4 protein-coding genes are annotated in these 21,817 nt (G+C 73.3%); 1 reads left to right on the plus strand and 3 read right to left on the minus strand.

Annotation, left to right across the window (positions count from 1 at the left end):
• Positions 1–81 precede the first annotated feature (81 nt).
• From SALPAC4_RS28135 to SALPAC4_RS0100025, 3 genes are read right to left on the minus strand one after another with little or no spacing between them, the layout of a single operon-like run.
• Complete coding sequence (locus tag SALPAC4_RS28135; protein ID WP_223874848.1) at positions 82–840, minus strand: acyltransferase domain-containing protein; 759 nt, start codon at positions 838–840, stop codon at positions 82–84.
• Positions 743–11,782, minus strand: coding sequence for a type I polyketide synthase (locus tag SALPAC4_RS28140; protein ID WP_050564961.1), 11,040 nt, complete (start codon positions 11,780–11,782; stop codon positions 743–745). Before SALPAC4_RS28140 ends, SALPAC4_RS28135 begins: the two co-directional genes overlap by 98 nt.
• Complete coding sequence (locus SALPAC4_RS0100025) at positions 11,779–21,012, minus strand: type I polyketide synthase (protein WP_223874670.1); 9,234 nt, start codon at positions 21,010–21,012, stop codon at positions 11,779–11,781. The genes SALPAC4_RS28140 and SALPAC4_RS0100025 overlap by 4 nt, the downstream gene beginning before the upstream one ends.
• A gap of 676 nt (positions 21,013–21,688) precedes the next feature.
• On the opposite strand from SALPAC4_RS0100025, the gene SALPAC4_RS28775 reads away from it, so the two are divergent.
• A complete protein-coding gene (locus SALPAC4_RS28775) occupies positions 21,689–21,811 on the plus strand; it encodes a hypothetical protein (protein ID WP_019868613.1) in 123 nt (40 codons plus the stop codon).
• Positions 21,812–21,817: the final 6 nt, after the last annotated feature.

Raw genomic sequence — 21,817 nt, forward strand, 5'->3', positions numbered from 1 at the left:
CCCCCGCCGACCGCTCCACCCGCTGCAACACCGACCGCGGCCCGACAGCACCACCGACCCCGGCCCGTTCACGCCGCCACATCAACATCCCAGCCCCGGGCCAGCACCTCGGCCTCCGACAGCGGCACCGCAACATTCGCCCCACCGGACGGCAACGCCTGCATCAACCGGGCCCGCGCCGCACCAACCGACACGCATCCGCCAGAGACAACACCCCGGCACATGCGCGGCCGCCACCTCCCCGACCGAATGACCGATCAGCAGGTCCGGGCGCACCCCCCACGACTGCAACAACCGAAACAGCGCCACCTCGAACGCGAACAACGCCGGCTGCGCCCCCCCCGTCTGCTCCACCGACTCCGGCACCACTTCACCGCCAAGCAGCTCCCAGGCCTCCTCCCACGCCGCCGCAAACACCGGAAACGCGGCCGCCAGCTGCTTTCCCATACCGGCGCGTTGCGAGCCCTGACCAGAAAACAACAGCACCGTCTTGCCCACCGACGCCGACGCCGACGCTGCCGCGGTCACTGCCCGCAGTCGGTCGATCAGCGTGTCACGATCAGGGCCGACCACCCACCGCCCGGTAATCCAGCACCGCCCGAGAACGCACCAACCCCGCACCCACCAACCGCGCATCCGGACCTGCCTGCTGCGCCCAACCGCTAGCCGCGCCGCCTGCGCCTGCAACGCGCCCGCCGACTTCGCCGAAACCACCCACGGCACCACGGCATCTCCGGCACCTCTACCGCCTCGGCCTCGGCCGGCCGGCGGCGCCTGCTCCAACACCACATGCGCATTCGTGCCACTGATTCCGAACGAAGACACACCCGCCCGGCGAATTCCGTCTCCCGGCCAAGGCGCGGACCCGGTAACCAAACTCAACCGCACCCGCCGACCAATCCACCTCCGGCGTCGGCTCATCCACATGCAACGTCGCCGGCACCATCCCATGCCGCATCGCCAGAACCATCTTGATCACACCAGCGACACCGGCCGCCGCCTGCGTGTGGCCGATATTCGACTTCACCGAACCCAACAGCACCGGCCGCTGCCGGCCCTGCCCATAGGTGGCCAGCAACGCCTGCGCCTCAATCGGATCACCCAACCGGGTCCCCGTCCCGTGCGCCTCCACCACATCAACGTCACGCAACGACAAGCCCGCATCGGCCACCGCCTGCCGAATCACCCGCTGCTGCGACGGACCATTCGGCGCCGTCAAACCATTCGACGCACCATCCTGATTCACCGCACTACCCCGCAACACAGCCAAAACCTCATGACCGTTACGCCGCGCATCCGACAACCGCTCCAACAGCACCAGACCGACACCCTCACCCACACCCGTGCCGTCGGCCGAGGCCGCGAACGATTTGCATCGCCCGTCGTCGGCGAGCGCCCGCTGCCGGACGAAGTCCGCGAACGGCGTCGCGGTGGTCAGCACGGTCACCCCGCCGGCCAGGGCGAGCGAGCACTCGCCCCGGCGCAGCGACTGCGCGGCCAGGTGCATGGCCACCAGCGACGACGAGCAGGCCGTGTCGATGGTGACCGCAGGGCCTTCGAACCCGAACGTGTACGCCACCCGGCCGGAGGCGACACTCCCCGCGGTCCCGTTTCCGACGTGTCCGGCCACGTCGTCGGCATCGGCCGGCAGCAGTGACGCGTAGTCGTGGTACATCACACCGGCGAAGACTCCGGTTGCGCTGCCCCGCAGCGACGCCGGGTCGATGCCGGTCCGCTCGAACGTTTCCCAGGCGACTTCGAGGAGGAGCCGCTGTTGCGGGTCCATGGCGGTCGCCTCATTCGGGCTGATGCCGAAGAAGCCAGCGTCGAACTCGGCTGCGTCGTAGAGGAAAGCGCCCTGAAATTCCAGGGACGGGTCGAGTGCCGCCAGCCGGTCCCGATCCCATCCCCGGTCGGCCGGCAGGCCGGCGACCGCGTCGACGCCGTCCGCCACCAGTCGCCACAGGTCCTCCGGTGAGCGCACGCCGCCGGGGAAGCGGCACGCCATCGACACGATCGCCACCGGCTCGTCGGCGGCCGACGCCGGTACGGTGCTCCCCGCATCGGCCGGTGCGCCCGACACCGCGGCGGAGAGGAACCCGGCCAGCGCGGTGGGCGTGGGATGGTCGAAGACCAGGGTGGCCGGCAGCCGCAGCCCGGCGGCGGCGCTGAGCCGGTTGCGAAGCTCCACGGCGGTCAGCGAGTCGAAGCCGAGGACCTTGAACGGCTTGTCCGGGGCTATCTCCGCCGGGCCCGCGTGGTTGAGGACCACGGCGGCGGTGTTCCGGACCAGGTCGAGCAGGACCCGTCGCCGCTCCTGCTCGTCGAGCGCGGCCACCCGGCCGGCCGCGGTGTCCTGGATGCCGGGCCGGTCCACGGGCTGCCGAAGCCGGCGCCGGCGGCTTGCGGTCAGGCCGTTGAGGAGCGCCGGCACGTCTTCCCGTGTCCGCAGCCGCTCGATGTTCAGGCGCATCGGCAGCACCACGGCGTCGTCGGCGCCGGCGGTGTCGAACAGCGCCAGAGCCTCGTCCACCGGCATCGGATCCACGCCCAGGGCGGCCAGACGCCGGCGGCCGGCCGCGTCGAGGTTGCCGGTCATCGTGCTGCTCTCGGCCCACAGCCCCCAGGCCAGCGAGGTCGCCGGCAGGCCTTCGGCACGCCGGTGCCGGGCCAGGGCGTCCAGGAAAGCGTTGGCCGCGGCGTAGTTGCCCTGTCCGGCGGTGCCGAACGTCGCCGCGCCGCCGGAGAACAGGATGAACGCGGACAGGTCGGCGTGCCGGGTGAGCAGGTGCAGGTTGAGGGCGGCGTCCACCTTGGGCCGGAAGACGACGTCGATCTGCTCGGGAGTCAGGGCCGTGACGACGGTGTCGGCGAGCACGCCGGCGGCATGCACCACCGCGGTGAGCGGGCGGTCGGCCGGGATCGCGTCGAGCAGCGCGGCCAGCTGTTCCGCGTCCGCGACGTCGCAGGCGGCGATCTCCGCCTCGGCGCCGAGTTCGCGCAGCTCGACGGCGAGTTCGGCGGCGCCGGGGGCGTCCGGGCCGCGCCGGCTGGCCAGCACCAGGCGCCGTACCCCGTGCCGGCGTACCAGATGCCGGGCGATCAGTGCGCCGAGCGTGCCGGTTCCGCCGGTGATCAGGACCGTGCCGCCGGGCCGGAAGGCGGCGCCCGCCTTGGTGGCCGGCGCCGGAGCCAGCCGTGGCACGAGTACGGCGCCGTCGCGGATGAGCTGCTCGGTCTCGTCCGAGGCGAGTGCCACCGGCAGGGCACGCCATAACTCGTCACGGTCGTCGATGATGATCTGCGCGAACCGGCCGGGATGCTCGGTCGCGGCCGACCGCAGCAATCCCTGCACCGGCGCGGCTTGCACATCCCCCGCGCTGGTGACCACGACGAGGCGGGATTCGCCGAAGACCGGGTCGCCGAGCCACTGCCGGATCGCCTCGGCCATCCGGTTGGTGATCGCACGGGCCGAGTGCGCCAGTTCCGCGGTCACCGGGCGGGCTCCGGTCGCCCAGTCCAGTACGACGGTTGCGGGAACCGCATCGCGCCGGCGCACCGCGTCCAGATCGGCGTAGGCGGGGGCGTCCACCGGCCGGCCGGTGTCCCCCACGATCGCCCATGCCACCGGCCGATCGGCGACGGGCGCTTGGACCCAGTCGACGTGGAACAGCGTGCCGGTGGCGCGGGCCTGGGCGAGCGTGTCCACGGCCAGTGGTCGCAGCCGCAGGGAGCGGGCCCGCAGCACCGCGCGGCCCCGGAGATCCGTCGCGTGGAGGGTGAACTCGTGCTCGCCGGTCACGGTCAGCCGTACCCGCAGGCTTCGGGCGCCCTCGGCGGCCAGGGTGACCTCGGCGAAGGAGAACGGCAGCCACGCCTGCGTGGTGTCGCCGTCCGGCAGGTCGAGCAGGCCGGTGTGCAGGGCGGCGTCCAGCAGGGCGGGATGGATCGCGAACCCGTCGGCGTCCTCGGCGGGCAGCCGCAGGTCGACCTCGGCCAGCACGGCGTCCCCGTGCCGCCACGCCTTGCGCAGCCCCTGGAACGCCGGGCCGTAGTCGTATCCGGCGGCGGCCAGCCGCTCGTACAAACCGTCGAGGGGGATCGTCGCGGCGCCTGCGGGCGGCCACGAGGGCTCGGCGGCGTCGCCGGCGGCGGTGCCGGCGGTCAGCAGGCCGCTCGCGTGCCGCGTCCACCCGGCGGTGTCCTGGCCGGCGGGCCGGGAGAAGATCGCGACCTCGCGGTGGCCGTCCTCGTTGGGTGGGCCTGCGGACACCTGCACCTGCACGTCGGCCTGTTCGGGCAGCACGAGCGGTGTCAGCAGGACGAAGTCGCGCAGGGTGTCGCGGCCGAGTTCCGCACCGGCGTGCAGGGCGAGTTCCACCATTGCGGTGCCGGGGACCACCGGTACGCCGTGGACGGCGTGGTCTGCCAACCACGGGATCGTCCGTACGGACCAGCGGCCGGTCCAGACCCGTACCTCATCGGCGGCGACGCTGACCGTCGCCCCAAGCAGGGGATGCTCCGGCACCGCCAGCCCGGCGCCGACCGAGTGATGCGGTGCCGGCCAGTACCGGCGGCGTTGGAACGCGTACGTGGGCAGATCCACGTGCGTGTGTGGGACGCCTTCGAAGATCGCGTGCCAGTTCACTTCCACACCGACGGTGAACAGTTCGGCGGCCGAGGTCAGCAGGCGCCGCAGACCGCCGTCGTCACGGCGCAGCGACCCGACCACCGTGACGTCGTCCAACGTCTCCTCGATCGCCGGCAACAACACCGGATGCGCACTGACCTCCACGAACGACCGGCCACCCGCATCCGCCGCCGAACGCACCGCCTCAGCGAACCGCACCGTAGACCGCAGATTGTCGAACCAGTACCCGGCATCCATCCGCCGGCCGTCAACCAGCCCACCGGTCACCGTCGAGAACACCGCGACCTCACCCGCACCAGGCCGCACCAACTCCAGATCAGCCAGCAACCGGTCCCGCACCTGCTGCATCTGCGGCGAATGCGACGCATAGTCCACCGCCACCCGCCGCGCCCGCACCCCCACCGCCTCACACCGGCCCAGCAACAACGCCAAACCCTCATCCGGACCCGACACCACCACCGTGGTGGGTCCGTTCACCGCCGCCACCGACAACCCCTCCGGCAGCAACTCCCGCACCCGCTGCTCGGCGGCCATCACCGACACCATCCCGCCACCACCGGCAAGCTCGCGCAACGCCCGGCTGCGCAACGCCACCACCCGCGCCCCATCAGCCAGCGACAGGACCCCGGCCACACACGCCGCCGCGATCTCACCCTGCGAGTGACCGATCACCGCCGCCGGCCGCACCCCCCACGAACGCCACACCTGCGCCAGCGACACCATCACCGCCCACAACACCGGCTGCACCACATCAACCCGCGACAGATCCCCGTCCAACGCCTCCGGCAGCGACCACTCCACAAACGGCGCCAACGCCGCCGCGCACTCGGCCATCGAGGACGCGAACACCGCCGACTCGGCCATCAACTGCCGCGCCATCCCGGTCCACTGCGCGCCCTGACCCGGGAACACCCACACCACACCACCGTCACGACCCCCACCCACCGGCACCACCGCGGACAACGCCTCGACCAGCTCGTCACGGCCACCACCGACCACCACCGCGCGATGCTCAAACACCGCACGCGTACGCACCAACGCCGCACCAATCGCCACAGCATCGGCATCCGCCGAGCCCGCCCACCGCGCCAGACACCGCACCTGAGCCCGCAGGCCCTCCGGCGACTTCGCCGAAACCACCCACGGAACGGCCGGCAGAGCCGGCATCGCTTCGTCCCGGACCGGGTCAGCAGGCGCCTGCTCCAGCACGACGTGGGCGTTCGTGCCGCTGATCCCGAACGACGACACCGCCGCACGCCGCGGCTTACCACCGTCCGGCCACGGAGTCGACGTGGTGGCCAGCCGCACCGCGCCGGCGGACCAGTCGACGTGCGGCGTCGGCTCATCCACGTGCAACGTCGCCGGCACCATCCCATGCCGCATCGCCAGGACCATCTTGATCACACCAGCGACACCGGCCGCCGCCTGCGTGTGGCCGATATTCGACTTCACCGAACCCAACAGCACCGGCCGCTGCCGGCCCTGCCCATAGGTGGCCAGCAACGCCTGCGCCTCAATCGGATCACCCAACCGGGTCCCCGTCCCGTGCGCCTCCACCACATCAACGTCACGCAACGACAAGCCCGCATTGGCCACCGCCTGCCGAATCACCCGCTGCTGCGACGGACCATTCGGCGCCGTCAAACCATTCGACGCACCATCCTGATTCACCGCACTACCCCGCAACACAGCCAAAACCTCATGACCGTTACGCCGCGCATCCGACAACCGCTCCAACAGCACCAGACCGACACCCTCGCCCAGGCCGAACCCGTCCGCAGCCGCGGCGAACGGCTTGCAGCGTCCGTCCCCGGCAAGCGCCCGCTGGCGGCTGAACTCGGTCAGCCCGAGGTGTGTGGCGAGGATCGTCGCTCCGCCGGCCAGCGCCAGCGAGCACTCGCCCCGGCGCAGCGCCTGCGCCGCCAGGTGAATGGCGACCAGCGACGACGAGCAGGCGGTGTCCACGGTGACCGCGGGACCTTCCAGCCCGAGCGTGTACGCGATCCGGCCCGACACGACACTGCCGGCGTTTCCGGTGGTGAGGTACCCCTCGACGCGTTCCGGCCGGTCGGCGGCCAGCTGGCCGTACTCCTGAGCGCCGGCGCCGACGAAGACGCCGGTCGTGGTGCCGCGCAGAGCGCCGGGGTCGGTCCCGGCCCGCTCCAGCGTCTCCCAGACCACCTCGAGGAGCAGCCGCTGCTGCGGGTCCATGGCGAGCGCCTCGCGCGGGTTGATGCCGAAGAAGGCGGCGTCGAACTCGGGAGCGTCGTGCAGGAAGCCGCCGGAGCGGGTGTAGCTGCGGCCGGCCCGGTCGGGATCGGGGTCGTAGAGCCCGGCGAGGTCCCAGCCCCGGTCGCCGGGAAGGTCGGTGATGGCGTCGCCCTCGTCGATCAGCAACCGCCAGAAGCGTTCCGGGCTGTCCACCGCCCCCGGATACCGGCATCCCATCGAGACGATCGCGATGGGCTCCGCACCGTCGGCGGCCGCGGCGGCAACCTCGGACGCGCCCTTGTTCCCGGCGCCGGAAAGCAGGTCGAAAAGCAGGCCCGCGACCGCCGCCGGGGTCGGGTGGTCGAAGACGAGCGTGGCCGGCAGCCGCAGGCCCGTCGCGGCATTGAGACTGTTGCGCAGCTCGACCGCGGTGAGCGAATCGAAACCGGCATCGCGGAACGGCTTGTCCGCCGCGATGGCGTCGCCGTCCGGATGGCCCAGCACCACGGCGGCCCGGTCCCGTACCGTCCGCAGCAGCAGCGCCATCGCCTCGCTGCCCGACATGCCGGCCAGCTGCGCCGCGAGGTCCGACTCCGCCGGCTCACCGGGGCCGGCCGCCGCGCGCCGCGCCTCCGGCAGGTCGGCCAGCAGCCGGCTCGCCCGGGTCACGGTGAACGTCTCCACGAACCGCGGCCAGTCCACCTCGGCCAGCGCCACGCACGCCGGCCCGGCGCCCACCGTACGGGCCAGCGCGGCGAACGCCACCGTCTCATCGATCACCGGCAGGCCCTGCCGGCGCAGCCGATCGTGTACCGCGGTGTCGCGGCCGTCCTCGCCCGGCGAGGCGCTGACCATCGGCCACACGCCCCACGCCACCGACGTCGCCGGCTCGCCCCGGGCCCGCCGCTGTGCCGCCAGCGCGTCCAGGAAGGCGTTGCCAGCCGCGTACGCGCCGTGCTCGCCACTGCCCCACACCCCGGCCAGCGAGGAGAACAACACGAACGCGTCCAGCGGCTGATCGGCGAACGCCTCGTCCAGGTTCCGGGCGCCGGCCACCTTGGCGCCCACCACCGCCGCGACGTGCTCCATCGACGCGTGCCGCAGCGCGGCGAGCTCGATCACCGCGGCCGCGTGCACCACCGCCCGCACCGCCACACCGCTCGCCCGTAGCCCGGCCGCCATCGCCGACACCGCGTCGCGGTCGGTCACGTCGCAGGCCACCCACGACACCCGCGCTCCACGCCCGGCCAGTTCATCGGCCAGCCGCTGCGCGCCGGGCGCCGCCGGGCCCCGACGACTCACCAGCACCAGATGATCGGCGCCCGCGTCCGCAAGCCAGCGCGCCACGGACGGCCCTACCGCGCCCGAGGCGCCGATCAGCAGCACCGCGCCCGAGGGGCGCCACACCCGGTCGCCCCAGGCAGCCTCGTCGCGGACCAGCCGGCGACCCCAGAGACCGCTTTCGCGTACGGCGATCTGGTCCTCGCCGCCGCAGCGGCCCGCCAGCACACCGGCCAGCCGTTCCCACGCCCAGTCGTGGTCGCCGGGAACGTCGACGAGTCCGCCCCACCGATCCGGGAACTCCAGGGCCGCCACCCGGCCCAGGCCCCAGACCTGCGCCTGCTGCACACCGGCCACCTGATCCCCCGGTACGGCGTCCACCGCGTCCCGCGTCACCCACCACCAGGAGCCGCCGACCGACGCGGCGGTCAGCGCCTGGAGCAACGCGACGGTCAGCCCCAGACCCCTGGACAGCCCGGTATGCCCGGCGACGTCGCCCTCAGCCCAGCCCACCAGCGACACCACACCGGCCACCGGGACGTCACCGGCCACCGCGGCGATCTGGTCCGTCAGCACTGCGGGATCCGGCTCGGTCACGGTGAGGCGCAGGGTTCGCGCGCCGGACCGGTCCAGCGCGTCGCCCACTCGATCGGCCAGGCCGTCGTGTGCGGTCACCACCAGCCACACCCCGCGCGGGTTCGCGCCGGCGCCGTACGCCAGCTCCCGCCACGTCACCCGGTAGCGCCACGAGTCCGCGACCGTGTCGGCGTGATGGCGGCGCCGCCACGACGACAGGGCCGGCAGAATCTCCTGCAACGCCGAGGCGTCGACGTCGAGCTGGGACGACAGGGCGGCGACATCGATACGCTCGACCGCGTCCCAGAACCGCTGTTCGGCCGGGTCGGCCCGTCCGGGTGTCGGCGTCAACCAGTACGGCTCCCGCTGGAACGCGTACGTCGGCAGCCCGAGGCGCCGGTGTGGCACGGCGCCGAACAGCGCGGGCCAGTCGATGTGCACCCCGGCCACGAACAGCTCCGCTGCCGAGATCAGCATCCGCCGCAGGCCGCCGTCGTCGCGGCGCAGCGAGCCCACCACCGTGACCTCGTCCAGGCTCTCCACGATCGCCGGCATCAGCACCGGATGCGGGGATACCTCCAGGAAGGCCCGATGTCCGGCGCCGGCCGCGCTGCGCACCGCGTCGTGGAACCGGACCGTGTGGCGCAGGTTCTCGAACCAGTAGCCGGCGTCCATCGCGGCGCCGTCGACCGGCGCGCCGGTCACCGCCGAGATCAGCGCGGTGTGGCCGGTGCGCGGCGCGACCGGCGTGAGGTCGGCCAGCAGCCGGCCACGGATGCGTTCCACCTCGGCCGAGTGGGCGCTGAAATTGACGCCCGGGATCCGCCATCGCAGCACCCCCGCGGCCGCGAGCGTGCGCTCCCATCGCAGCAGGGCGTCTTCGGCACCGGACACCACCACTGTTGCGGGCCCGTTGACCGCGGCCACCGACAGGTCGCCGGGCAGCAGCTCGCGGACCCGCGCTTCGGGCAGCATCACCGAGATCATCCCGCCGTCGCCGGCGATCTCCCGCAGCGCCCGGCTGCGGGCGGCCACCACCCGCGCCCCGTCGGTCAGCGACAGGACGCCGGCCACGCAGGCCGCCGCGATCTCACCCTGCGAGTGGCCGATCACCGCCGCCGGCCGTACGCCCCACGACCGCCAGACCGCGGCCAGCGACACCATCACCGCCCAAAGCACCGGCTGCGCCACGTCGACCCGCGACAGGTCCGCGTCGGTCAGGTCGCCCGGCGACCAGTCCACGAAGGGCGCCAGCGTCCGGTAGCACTCGGCCATCGACTCGGCGAAGACCGGCGACTCGGCGGTCAACTGCCGCGCCATTCCCGCCCAGTGCGACCCCTGACCGGAGAAGACCCACACCGGAGCGTGGTCGGCGCGGGCGCGGCCCGCGACGACCGAGGGTGCCGGCACTGCGTCCGCCACCGCGGTGAGACCGGCCAGCAGAGCCTCCCGGTCGGCGCCCACCACGACCGCGCGGTGCTCGAACAGCGCGCGGGAACGCACCAGGCCGGCTCCGGCCGACACCACGTCCGCATCGCAGGATCGCGCCCAGGACGCCAGACGGCCGGCCTGAGCCGCCAGGCCCGCGGCCGTCTTCGCGGACACCACCCACGGCACCGCGGGCAGCTGCGTGGCCGGGGCGTACGCGGTGACCGGAGCCTGTTCCAGCACCACGTGCGCGTTCGTGCCGCTGATCCCGAACGACGACACGGCCGAGCGCCGCGGTCGATCGCTCTGCGGCCATCGGGTGGGCTCGGTCACCAGCCGCACCGTGCCGGAGGACCAGTCGACCTGCGGCGTCGGCTCGTCGACGTGCAGCGTGGCGGGCACCGTGCCGTGCCGCATCGCCAACACCATCTTGATCACACCGGCGACACCTGCCGCGGCCTGGGTGTGGCCGATGTTCGACTTGAGGGAACCCAGCAGCACCGGGCGTTCGCGGTCCTGGCCGTACGTGGCCAGCAGCGCCTGCGCCTCGATCGGATCGCCCAGCCGGGTCCCGGTGCCGTGCGCCTCCACCACGTCGACGTCGGGCAGCGACAGCCGGGCGTTCGCGACCGCCCGGCGGATGGCCCGCTGCTGCGCCAGGCCGTTGGGGGCCGACAGCTGACTGCTCGTGCCGTCCTGGTTGACCGCGCTTCCCCGCAGCACAGCGAGAACCTCGTGGCCGTTGCGCTGCGCGTCGGTGAGCCGCTCCAGCAGAACAAGCCCGACGCCTTCGGCCCACACGGTCCCGTCGGCGGCCGCGGCGAAGGACTTGCATCGGCCGTCGGGCGCGAGGCCGCTCTGCCGGGAGAACTCGACGAACATGCCGGGTGTCGCCATCACCGTGGCGCCGCCGGCCAGGGCGAGCGTGCACTCGCCCTTTCGCAGCGAGTCCGCGGCCATGTGCATCGCCACCAGCGACGACGAGCACGCCGTGTCGACGGTCAGCGCGGGACCCTGCAACCCCAGGGCGTACGCGACCCGGCCCGAGATCACGCTGGGCGTCGTACCGGTGAGCACGAAACCGTCCACGTTCTCGCCGGCCGGGTTGCCGAGGCCTGGCGGGTACTCCTGGGCGATGGCGCCGACGAAGACGCCCGTGTCGCTGCCGCGCAGACCGGTCGGGTCGATCGCCGCGTCCTCGATGGTCTCCCAGGCGACCTCGAGCAGCAGCCGCTGCTGCGGGTCCATGGCGAGCGCCTCGCGGGGGCTGATCCCGAAGAAGCCGGCGTCGAACTCGCCCGCGCCGTGCAGGAAGCCGCCCTCCCGCACCGGGGACTCACGGACCCGCTCCGGGTCCCATCCGCGGCCGGCGGGGAAACCGGTGATGCCGTGGCGTCCGGCGGCGACCAACTCCCACAGGTCCTGGGGCGAGTTGACGTCGCCGGGATACCGGCACCCCATGCCGACGATCGCGATCGGCTCGCTGCCGGCCGCCTCGGCGTCCCGCAGCCGCTGGCGGGTCTGCTGCAGTTCGACCGTGACCCGGTTGAGGTAATCGCGAAGTTTGTCTTCGAAAATCATGGCACGCGGGCCCTTCCCGGTCGCGACGTCATCCGGCGGGTTCGGCGTTCTCATCGGGGACCCAGCTGCTCGTCGATGAAGGCGAACAGCTCGTCGTGGCTGGCCTCGGCGACGTCGGTCACCAGGTCGGTGGCCGGCCCGGCATCACCGCCCGGCGCGTCGAGCGACCGCAGCAGCCGGCGCAGCCGTGCGGCGATCTCCGGGTCTCCGGTGGTCGCGGGGGCGGCCGCCGCGAGCAGCGTCTCCAGCCGGTCGAGCTCCGCGGCCAGGTCGCCCGCGGGGTCGGGTGGTGGCGGCGCCAGGGCGTCGGCCAGGTGTGCGGCCACCGCGGCCGGCGTCGGGTAGTCGAAAGTCAGGCTGTTGGGCAGGCGCAGCCCGGTGGCCTCGGCGAGCCGGTTGCGCAACTCCATCACGCTGAGCGAGTCGAACTCCCCGTCGAGGAAGCCGCGGTCGACCGCGACCATGCCGGGGTCGGAGTGTCCCAGAACCTCCGCGGCGACGGTCCGGACCAGGGTGAGGGCTTCGCGCCCCCGGGTCGCCTCGTCCGCGTCGGTGAGCCGACGCAGGCCGAGGCGCCGGCTGGCCGGCGCCGTCCGGGCCGGTGCCGCAGTGGCTGTTGGCGCGAGCCGGCGCAGCATTCCCGCCGCCGTGCCCGCCCGCAGGTTCGCGGTGGTCAGGTTGACCGGTACGACGAGCGGGTTCGGGTCGGTCAGCACCACGTCCAGCAAGGCCAGCGCCTGACGCGTGGGCATCGCGGCCATGCCGGTGCGGGCCATGGCGGCGCGGTCGCCGGAGCTGAGCGCGCCGGCCATGCCGGCGTCCCACGGCCCCCAGGCGGCCGAGACGGCCGGCAAGCCCCGGGTACGCCGATGGTGCGCGAGCGCGTCGAGATAGGTGTTCGCGGCGGCGTAGTTGGCCTGGCCGGGATTGCCGAGCACACCCACCGCCGAGGAGAAGAACACCAGCGCCGCGAGGTCGAGCCGTTCGGTGATCCGGTGCACGGACCACGCGGGGTCGGCCTTGGCGTGGAACACCGCCTCGACCTGGTCGTCGGTGAGCGAGGCGACGGTTCCGTCGGCGACGACGCCGGCCGCGTGCACGACGACGGTGGGCGGATGACCGGCCGGAATCGCGTCGAAAGCGGCGGCCAGCGCGTCCGGATCGGCGGCGTCGCAGGCCGCGACGCTCACCACGGCCCCGAGCTCGCGCAGCTCGTCGGCGTTCGGCACCGCGGCGCCACTGCGGCTGATCAGCAGGAGCCGCCGCAGCCCGTGCCGCTTCACGAGGTGCTCGGCCACCAGGCGGCCGAGCGCTCCGGTTCCGCCGACGACGACCGCGGTGCCGTCCGGGTCCGGCGGCGCCGGGAAGGTCAGCACCAGCTTCCCGGTGTGCTGTGCCTGGCTGAAGCGGCGCAGCGCCCGGCCCGCGTGGCGTACGTCACACGCGGTGACCGGCAGCGGCCGCAGCCGGCCGTCGGCGAAGAGCCGGACCAGGTCGGCGAGCATTTGCCGGATCCGGTCCGGGGCGACGTCCAGCAGGTCGAACGGCGTGTACGTGACACCGGGATGCAGATCCGCCACCTCGCCGGGCGCGCGGACATCGGTCTTTCCCAGCTCCACGAAGCGGCCGCCGTGCGCGGTCAGGCGCAGCGAGGCGTCGGTGAACTCCCGGGCCAGCGAGTTGAGGACCACGTCGACGCCGTGCCCGTCCGTGGTGGCCCGGAACGCCGTCTCGAAGTCCAGCGTGCGCGAGGACGCCAGGTGGTCGTCGGCCACCCCCTGCCCGCGCAGCACCGGCCATTTCGCGGGTGCGGCGGTGCCGAAGACCTCGGCGCCCAGATGCCCGGCCAGCTGGACCGCGGCCATCCCGACGCCGCCGGTGGCCGCGTGCACCAGAACCTTCTCGCCCTCCTTGACGCCGGCGACGTCGGTGAGGCCGTAGTAGGCGGTGAGGAAGGCGACGGGCACGCCCGCGGCCTGAGCGAAGCTCCAGCCCGGCGGCACGGGGACCAGGTAGCGGTGGTCGACGACGATCCGCGCTGCGATGGTGCCCGGCATGAGGCCCATCACGCGGTCGCCGGCCCGCAGGTCCGGCACGCCCGGCCCGACTTCGGTGACGATCCCCGCGCCCTCGGCCCCCATCGTCGCCGCGCCCGGGTAGGCGCCGAGGGCGATCAGCACGTCGCGGAAGTTCAGCCCCGCGGCCCGTACGGCGACTCGCACCTCGCCGTCGCCGAGGGCCCGGTCGGCGCCGTGGCCGGGCGCGAGGACGACGTTGTCGAGACTGCCGGGGCGGGTGAGCTGCAGCCGCCAGGTGGCGGTCTGCGCCGGCGGCGCCGGCGCGTCGCCGGGGGCCAGCTGCGGCACCAGGACACGTCCGGCCCGGATCGCGAACTGCGGCTCGCCGGTACGCAGCGCCGCGTGCAGCGCCTGTTCCGAGCCGGGCGTCGCGTCGCTGTCCACGATGACCAGACGGCCCGGGTGTTCGGCCTGGGCCGAACGGATCAGACCCCAGACGCCGGCCGCGGCGAGATCGGTGACATCCTCCGCCTCCGAGGTGGCGATCGCGTGCCGGGTGACCACAACCAGCCGGGCTGCCGCGAGCCCGTCGTCGGCGAGGAACCGCTGCACGAGGTGCAGGGCCCGGCGGGTGGTGTCGCCGGCGCTGCCGTCCCCGGTGAGGCCAGCGACGACGTACGCCGGTGGTTCTGCGCGCGGGATCGCGCCGAGCTGCGCCACGGGCCGGTCGCCGTCGAGCGTGACGACCGACAGCGGGCCGGGATCGGCTGCTCCGGGCGCGATCTCGGTCCAGGTCACCTGGTAGAGGGCGCCGGCGGCGAGGTGTTCGACGGTCACCGGCCGCCAGGCCAGGGAGCGCACGGAGAGCACCGGGGTCCCGGACTCGTCGGTGATGGTCAGCGACGTGGTGTCGCGTCCGGCCGCCGAGATCCACACTCGCAGCTTGCGGGCTCCGCCGCGGTAGGCGGTGATCCCGGTCCAGGCGAACGGGATCCGCACGCCCGCCTCGTCGCGGTGGGCCAGGCCGAGCACGGCGTGCAGCGCGGCGTCGATCATGAGCGGGTCGACGACGAAGCCGGCTCCGTCGTGGGTCGCGGTCAGCTCGGCGACGATGTCGTCACCGACCTGCCACGCCGCGGTGAGGCACTGGAACGCGGGCCCGTAGGCGTACGCCCGCGCGGCGAGCTCGTCGTAGACGCCGGTGGTGTCCAGCGGGACCGCGTCCGCGGGTATCCCGGCCGGGACGGGCACTGCCTCGCCGGCCGGTCCGGCCGTCCCGGTGGCGTGCCGCGTCCAGTCCTGGTCGCGCCCGGCCCGGGAATGGATGCTCACCGGGCGCCGCCCGTCGCCGTCCGCGGCGCCGACGGCCACCTGCAGCTCGACCTCGCTGCGCTCCGGTACGAGCAGCGGCGCCTGCAGGGTCAGCTCGCCGACCTGGTCGCACCCGCGGCGTGCGGCCGCGAACAGGGCGAGCTCCACGAAGACCGCGCCGGGCAGCAGCGTCCGGCCGAGCACCACATGCTCGGCCAGCCACGGCAGGGCGCCGGCCGAGAGACGCCCGGTGAGCAGCAGGCTCCCGTCGGCGGCCGACTCCACGACGTTGTCCAGCAGCGGGTGGTCCAGGGTGGCCGGCGCGCCCGGCGGGATCTGCCAGAACCGGCGGCGCTGGAAGGCGTACGTCGGCAGGGTGACCCGCCGCGGGCCCCGGCCGGCGAACGCGGCCGTCCAGCTCACCGGCATCCCGCATACGTGCAGCTCGGCGAGACCGCCCAGGAAGGCTTGCGCTTCGGGCCGGTCGCGGCGCTGCGTAAACACCACCGGCACGCCGCCGCCCAGGCTGCCGCCGGCCGCGGCGACGAGCGCCGCGTCCGGGCCGATCTCGACGTACGCGCCCACGCCCGCCTCGTCCAAGCCCCGGATCCCGTGGTGGAACAACACCGGCCGGCGGATGTGGCCCACCCAGTAGTCCGGGCTGTCGAGCATGCCCGGCTCGGCGAGCCGGCCGGTCACGTTGGAGACGACCGGCAGCCGCGCGGGCCGATACGTCAGGCGCCGCGCGACCTGGCGGAACTCGTCCAGGACGCCGTCCATGTGCGGTGAGTGGAACGCCCGCGCCACCCGCAGCCGCCGGGTCCGGTGCCCGCGGGCCGCCAGGCGGCCCGCGATGTCGAGCACGACCGCTTCGCTGCCCGAGACGACGGTCGCCCGGGGCCCGTTCACCGCGGCGATGCCGGCGAACGCCTCCCGGCCCTCCAGCAGCGGAACGACTTCCTCCTGCGCAGCCTGCACGGCGACCATCACCCCGTCCGCGGGGGTGTTCTCCATCAGCCGGCCCCGCGCGGCCACGAGTTCGCAAGCGTCGGCCAGCGAGAGCACACCGGCCAGGCAGGCGGCACTGATCTCGCCGACCGAGTGGCCGATGAGGTAGTCCGGCCGCACGCCGAACTCGGCGGCCAGACGGCACAGGGCCACGTGGAAGGCGAAGAGCGCGGGCTGGGTGAACGCGGTGGTGTCGAGCAGCGCGGCGTCTGCCGAGCCCGGCTCGGCGAACATGACGTCGCGCAGCGGGCGGCCGAGGTGCGGGTCGAGATGGGCGCAGACCTCGTCGAGCGCCTCGGCGAAAACCGGGTAGGCCGCGCTCAGCTCGCGTCCCATGCCGGGCCGCTGGCTGCCCTGCCCGCTCAGCATGAACGCCACCGGCCCCGGCGCGGCGGCCCGCCCGCGATACAGTCCCGCTGCCGTCGCTGCCGTCGCTGCCGTCGCTGCCTGCGCCAGCCGGTCCAGGGCCGGCCCGACATCGCCGGGCTTCTCCGCCACCAGGACGGCACGTTCGGCGAGGCTCGACCGTGCGGTGGCGAGGGAGTAGCCGACGTCGACCGGGCGCCACGGCTGCGTCAGGTGCCGGCGCAGCCGCGCGGCCTGCTCGCTCAGGGCCGCCTCGCTCTGCGCCGACAGCACCAACGGCACGGGCGCCCCCGTGTCGTCGGGCGCCGCCGGGTCCCCGGCCGGCGCCTCCGCCTCTTCGATGATCACGTGCGCGTTCGTGCCGCTGATGCCGAACGAGGACACCGCAGCCCGCCGGCGGCGGCCGTTCGCCGGCCATGGGACCGCATCGGTGACCAGGGCGAGCCCACCCGTGGACCAGTCGACGTGCGGGCTGGGCACGTCGACGTTCAGGGTGCGGGGAAGGATCCCGTGGCGCAGGGCCTCGATCATCTTGATGACGCCGGCGACGCCGGCGGCCGCCTGCGTGTGGCCGATGTTGGACTTGAGCGAGCCGAGACGGACCGGCCGCTGCGGGTCGCGGTCCCGGCCGTACGTGGCCAGCAGCGCCTGGGCCTCGATCGGATCGCCGAGCGTCGTCCCGGTGCCGTGCGCCTCGACGGCGTCGATGTCGTCCGGGCGCAGCCGCGCGTTGGCCAGCGCCTGCCGGATTACCTGTTCCTGGGCGAGGCCGTTGGGCGCGGTCAGCCCGTTGCTCGCGCCGTCGGAGTTGATGGCGGTGCCACGCAGCACGGCGAGCACCGGATGCCCGTGCTCGCGGGCCGCCGCGAGCGGCTCCAGCAGGACCAGGCCGGCGCCCTCGGACCAGGCGGTGCCGTCCGCGGCGGCGGCGAACGGCTTGCACCGTCCGTCCGCGGCCAGGCCGTGCTGGCGGCTGAACTCGGTGAACATGCCGGGACCCGACATCACCGTGACACCGCCGGCGATCGCCATCGTGCAGTCGCCGTTGCGCAGCGCCTGAACGGCCAGGTGCATCGCGACCAGCGAGGACGAGCACGCCGTGTCCACGGTCAGCGCGGGACCGCGCAGGCCGAGAACGTACGCCAGCCGGCCGGACGCGATGCTCGGTGTGGTGCCGGTCAGGACGTGACCCTCGGTGGACGCGGTGGCCTCGTGCAGGCGTGGGCCGTAGTCCTGCGCGGTCGCCCCGACGAACGTGCCGACTGCCGTGCCGCGAACCGACGAGGGGTCGATGGTGGCCCGCTCGAACAGTTCCCAGGCGCATTCCAGCAGCAGTCGCTGCTGCGGATCCATGGCGAGCGCCTCGCGCGGGCTGATGCCGAAGAAGGCGGCGTCAAAGTCGCCCGCGTCGTGCAGGAAGCCGCCGGCGGACGCGTGGCTCGCCCCGGTCCCGTCCTCGGCGAGCAGGTCGGTCAGCCGCCAGCCTCGGTCGAGCGGGAACCCGGTGATCGCCTCGCGGCCGTCGAGCACCATGTCCCACAGCTGTTCCGGCGTCTTCACGCCACCGGGGAACCGGCAGCTGGCCGCCACCACCGCGATCGGTTCGCCGGCGGCGGCCGGTTCCGGGTCCGCCGTAACCGGAACGGCGCCGAGCAGGTAGCCGGCGACGGCGTCCGGTGTGGGATGGCTGAACAGCAGTGTGCTGGGCAGGGCCATCCCGGTACGCGCCCGCAGGCGGTTACGCAGCTCGACGGTCATCAGCGAGTCGAACCCGAGGTCCTTGAAGATCCGGTCACCGGCCACGGCCTGCGGCGATCCGCCGGCAACGAGCGCCACCTCCTCGCGTACGAGCTGGTGCACGACACGGGTCCGCTCCTGCTCGCCCCGGCCGGCGAGCTGCTGCTCCAGTGCCGCCTCGCGGTGCTGCGGCTCGGTGGAGGCCGCCGGCTCATCGGCCAGCCAGTAGCGCTGCCGCTGGAACGCATACGTCGGCAGGCAGACCCGGCGGGCGCCGGTGCCGGCGAAGTAGGCGGCCCAGTCGACCGGCACTCCGGCGGTGTGCAGGCGGGACAGCCCGCGGGTCAGCGCGACGGCTTCGCCGAAGCCCTTGTGCAGCAGCGCGACGACCGTGGTGGCCGGCTCGTCGCCCAGGTTCTGCTCGACGATGCCGCTCAGGGCGCCGCCGGGTCCCAGTTCGGCGAAGCTGCACACGCCGCGGGCGCGCAGGTCGGCGACGCCGTCGGCGAACCGTACGGGCTCGCGGATGTGCCGGGCCCAGTAGCCCGGGTCGGTGAAGGTGCGCGGGTCGGCCACCTCGCCGAGGAGGTTCGACACCAGCGGCGTACCGGGCGCCGCGATGTCGATGTCGCGCGCGACCCGGGCGAACTCGTCGAGGATCGGGTCCATGTGCGCCGAGTGGAAGGCGTGGCTGACCGGCAGCCGGTGCGTCTTGTGTCCCGCGGCTGCGGCACGCGCGGCCACCTCGGCGATCGCGTCGGCGTCGCCGGAGACCACCACGGCGTCGGGCCCATTGGCCGCGGCGAGCGACAACGGGCCGGCCAGGCCGTCCATCAGCGCGTACACCCGGTCTTCGTTGGTGGCGAGGGCGAGCATGGCACCGCGGGACCGCACGGACGCCATCAGGCGGGCCCGGTCCGCGACCAGCCGGCACGCGTCCGGCAGGGAGAACACCCCGGAGACGTACGCGGCGGTCAGCTCGCCGATGGAATGGCCGCCGGCGAAGTCGGGGTGAACACCCCAGCCCCGCAGCAGGTCGGCGATCGCCACGCCAACCGCGAACAGGGCGGGCTGGGTGAACCGGGTGTCGTCGAGCAGGGCGGCCGGCGCGCTGCCCTGCTCGGCGAAGACGACCTCACGCAGGGGGCGGGGCAGGTGTCGGTCGAACTGCGCGCAGACCCGGTCGAACGAGGCCGCGTAGCCGGGAAACGCCGCGTACAGCTCGCGTCCCATTCCGGCGCGCTGCGAGCCCTGTCCCGGAAAGAGGAACGCGACCACGGGCCGGTCCCGCCGCACGTCCTGCACGACGTCTCGCCCGGCCGCACCCGCCGCGATGGCGTCCAGGCCGGCCAGCAGTCCTTCGCGCTCGCTCGCCACCACGACCGGGCGGTGGGAGAAGTGGGTGCGGTCGGTGGAGAGCGACCGGCCGACGTCGGCCGGGTGCAGGTCTCGGTCCGCGCGGACCCGCTCGCTCAGGCGGCGCGCCTGCTCGCGCAGCGCTGCCGGCGAAGCGCCCGAGACCGGCCAGGGCACCGCTGCCAGCTCGCGGGCCGGCCCGGCCGCCCGGTCCGGCTGCGCATGGCCCTGGACCACCACATGGCAGTTGGTCCCGCCCATGCCGAACGCACTGACGCCGGCGATCCGCGCATCGACCGGTCCCCAGTCGGTAAGCCCGGTCTGCACCCGCAGTCCGAGGTCGTCGAGGGGAATCCGGTCGTTCGGCGTGGTGAAGTTCAGGCTCGGCGGCAACTGGCGGTGGTGCAGGCTGAGCGCGACCTTGAGCAGACCGACGATGCCTGCGGCGCTCTCCAGATGACCGACGTTCGTCTTGGCCGATCCCACCCGCAGCGCGGCGGCACGGCCCGGGGCCCGGCCCAGCACGTCACCAAGCGCGGCGGCCTCGACCGGGTCGCCGACCGGCGTGCCGGTTCCGTGCAGCTCCACGTAGGTCACCCGGCCGGGATCGACGCCGGCGCTGCGGTAGGCGCGTCGCAACACGTCCGCCTGCCCGCGCCGGTCCGGGACGGTCAGTTCGGTGCTGCCGCCGTTGTTGAGCGCGGAGCCGCGCAGCACGCAGTAGATACGGTTGCCGTCGGCTTCCGCGCTGGTCAGCGGCTTGAGGACGAGGACGGCGCCGCCCTCGCCCCGCACGTACCCGTCGGCGCCGGCGTCAAAGGTCCGGCACCGGCCGTGCGGGGATAGCGCGCCCAGCCGTTCGACGCCGGCCAGCGCCTGCGGCGCGAGATTGAGCTGTACGCCGGCTACCAGAGCCGCCTTGGCCTCGCCCCGGTGCAGGCTCTCGCAGGCCAGGTGCACGGCGGTCAGCGAAGAGGACTGCCCGGTGTCGACGGTGACGCTGGGTCCCCGAATCCCGAGCGCGTGCGACACGCGGTTGGCGAGGAAGCTGCGGTGCAGTCCGGTGCTGGTGTGCGCGGTGACGGCGGCGAGACCGCGGCGGTGGGCGAGCACGGCGTAGTCGTCGGCCATCGCACCGACGAAGACACCCGTGTGTCCGCCGGCCAGACGGCCGGGCACGATCCCGGCGTCCTCCAGCGCCTCCCAGCTCAGCTCCAGCACGAGCCGCTGCTGTGGATCCATCGCGGCCGCCTCACCTGCGGAGATGCCGAAGAATCCCGCGTCGAAGAGGTCGACATCTCGGAGAAATCCACCGCGGCGCAGGGTACCGTCCGGACCGGCCGCCCTCAGCTCGGCGCGATCGTCCGGGATCTCGGTGACGGCCTCGGTCCCGTCACGCAGCAGCCGCCAAAAGGCGTCCGGGTCAGGCGCTCCCGGAAGCCGGCATGACACTCCTACCACCGCGATCGGCTCTCGATCGTGCGTCACCCCAGCGTTCACCCCCGTAGCCTCGAAATCTTTCTCGAAATGCCATGGCCGCAGTGGCCAGCATCGGCCATTGTCCGATGCCCCAATAAATTTAAACCGCAGCCCCTAAATGCCGATGAGATTGACAACGAGCCCATTCAAATTGAAAGAAAGCAGCAGTGGCCATGACCGCGATTTTTATCGGACACCACTCATCGCCGCCTCTTTCGGGAAACGAAATGGGAACGAGACGGTGGACGACTTACGCACGGTCGAGGCGCGGCGACGACGGCAGGGACAGCCACTGGCGCGGAAGCCGAGGCCCCCGACGTTATCTCCTCTCCCCGTTTGCTGTTCCAGTGACCGCCCACAATGGAATTAATCTCTTTCTACACCCGACCAAAGGGACTGTCAACCGCCCGCATAACACGCGCAGACCCGCTCCGCGGACCTATGACCAGGCACCGAAGAGGTGAAATCGCGGTTTCTTGTACCCGGCAACTATGATCTATATCACAGCGGTTAAGCTGCAAGCGATATCAACCGACTTGCCCGCTCGCCAGGGTCGGGTAGCCGGAGGGATTTCACCCTCCGGCTCCCACAGATCCCGGCGTGACAGTCTCCCACCGGGCTCTTGTCATCCTGCTCACCAGGCGGTCGTGACCCAACGCCAGTGCGTGAAGATCCGGGGATACCCGTGGGTGATCTCCGTGAGCTTGCGGCGGGCGGCGCGACCGACCTCGCGGTCCTCGAAGACCTCGAGCTGCCAGCCGCAGTCGGTGACGGCGGCCTCCTCGTCGTGGCCGGGGCGCGGCGCTGATCAGCC

It is taken from the genome of Salinispora oceanensis, from assembly GCF_000383575.1.
In the GTDB taxonomy this organism is placed as follows: domain Bacteria; phylum Actinomycetota; class Actinomycetes; order Mycobacteriales; family Micromonosporaceae; genus Micromonospora; species Micromonospora oceanensis.

Excerpts from the sequence above, each read along its gene's own strand:
- SALPAC4_RS28140 (WP_050564961.1), bottom strand. The coding sequence starts at position 11,782 with ATGAGAACGCCGAACCCGCCGGATGACGTCGCGACCGGGAAGGGCCCG.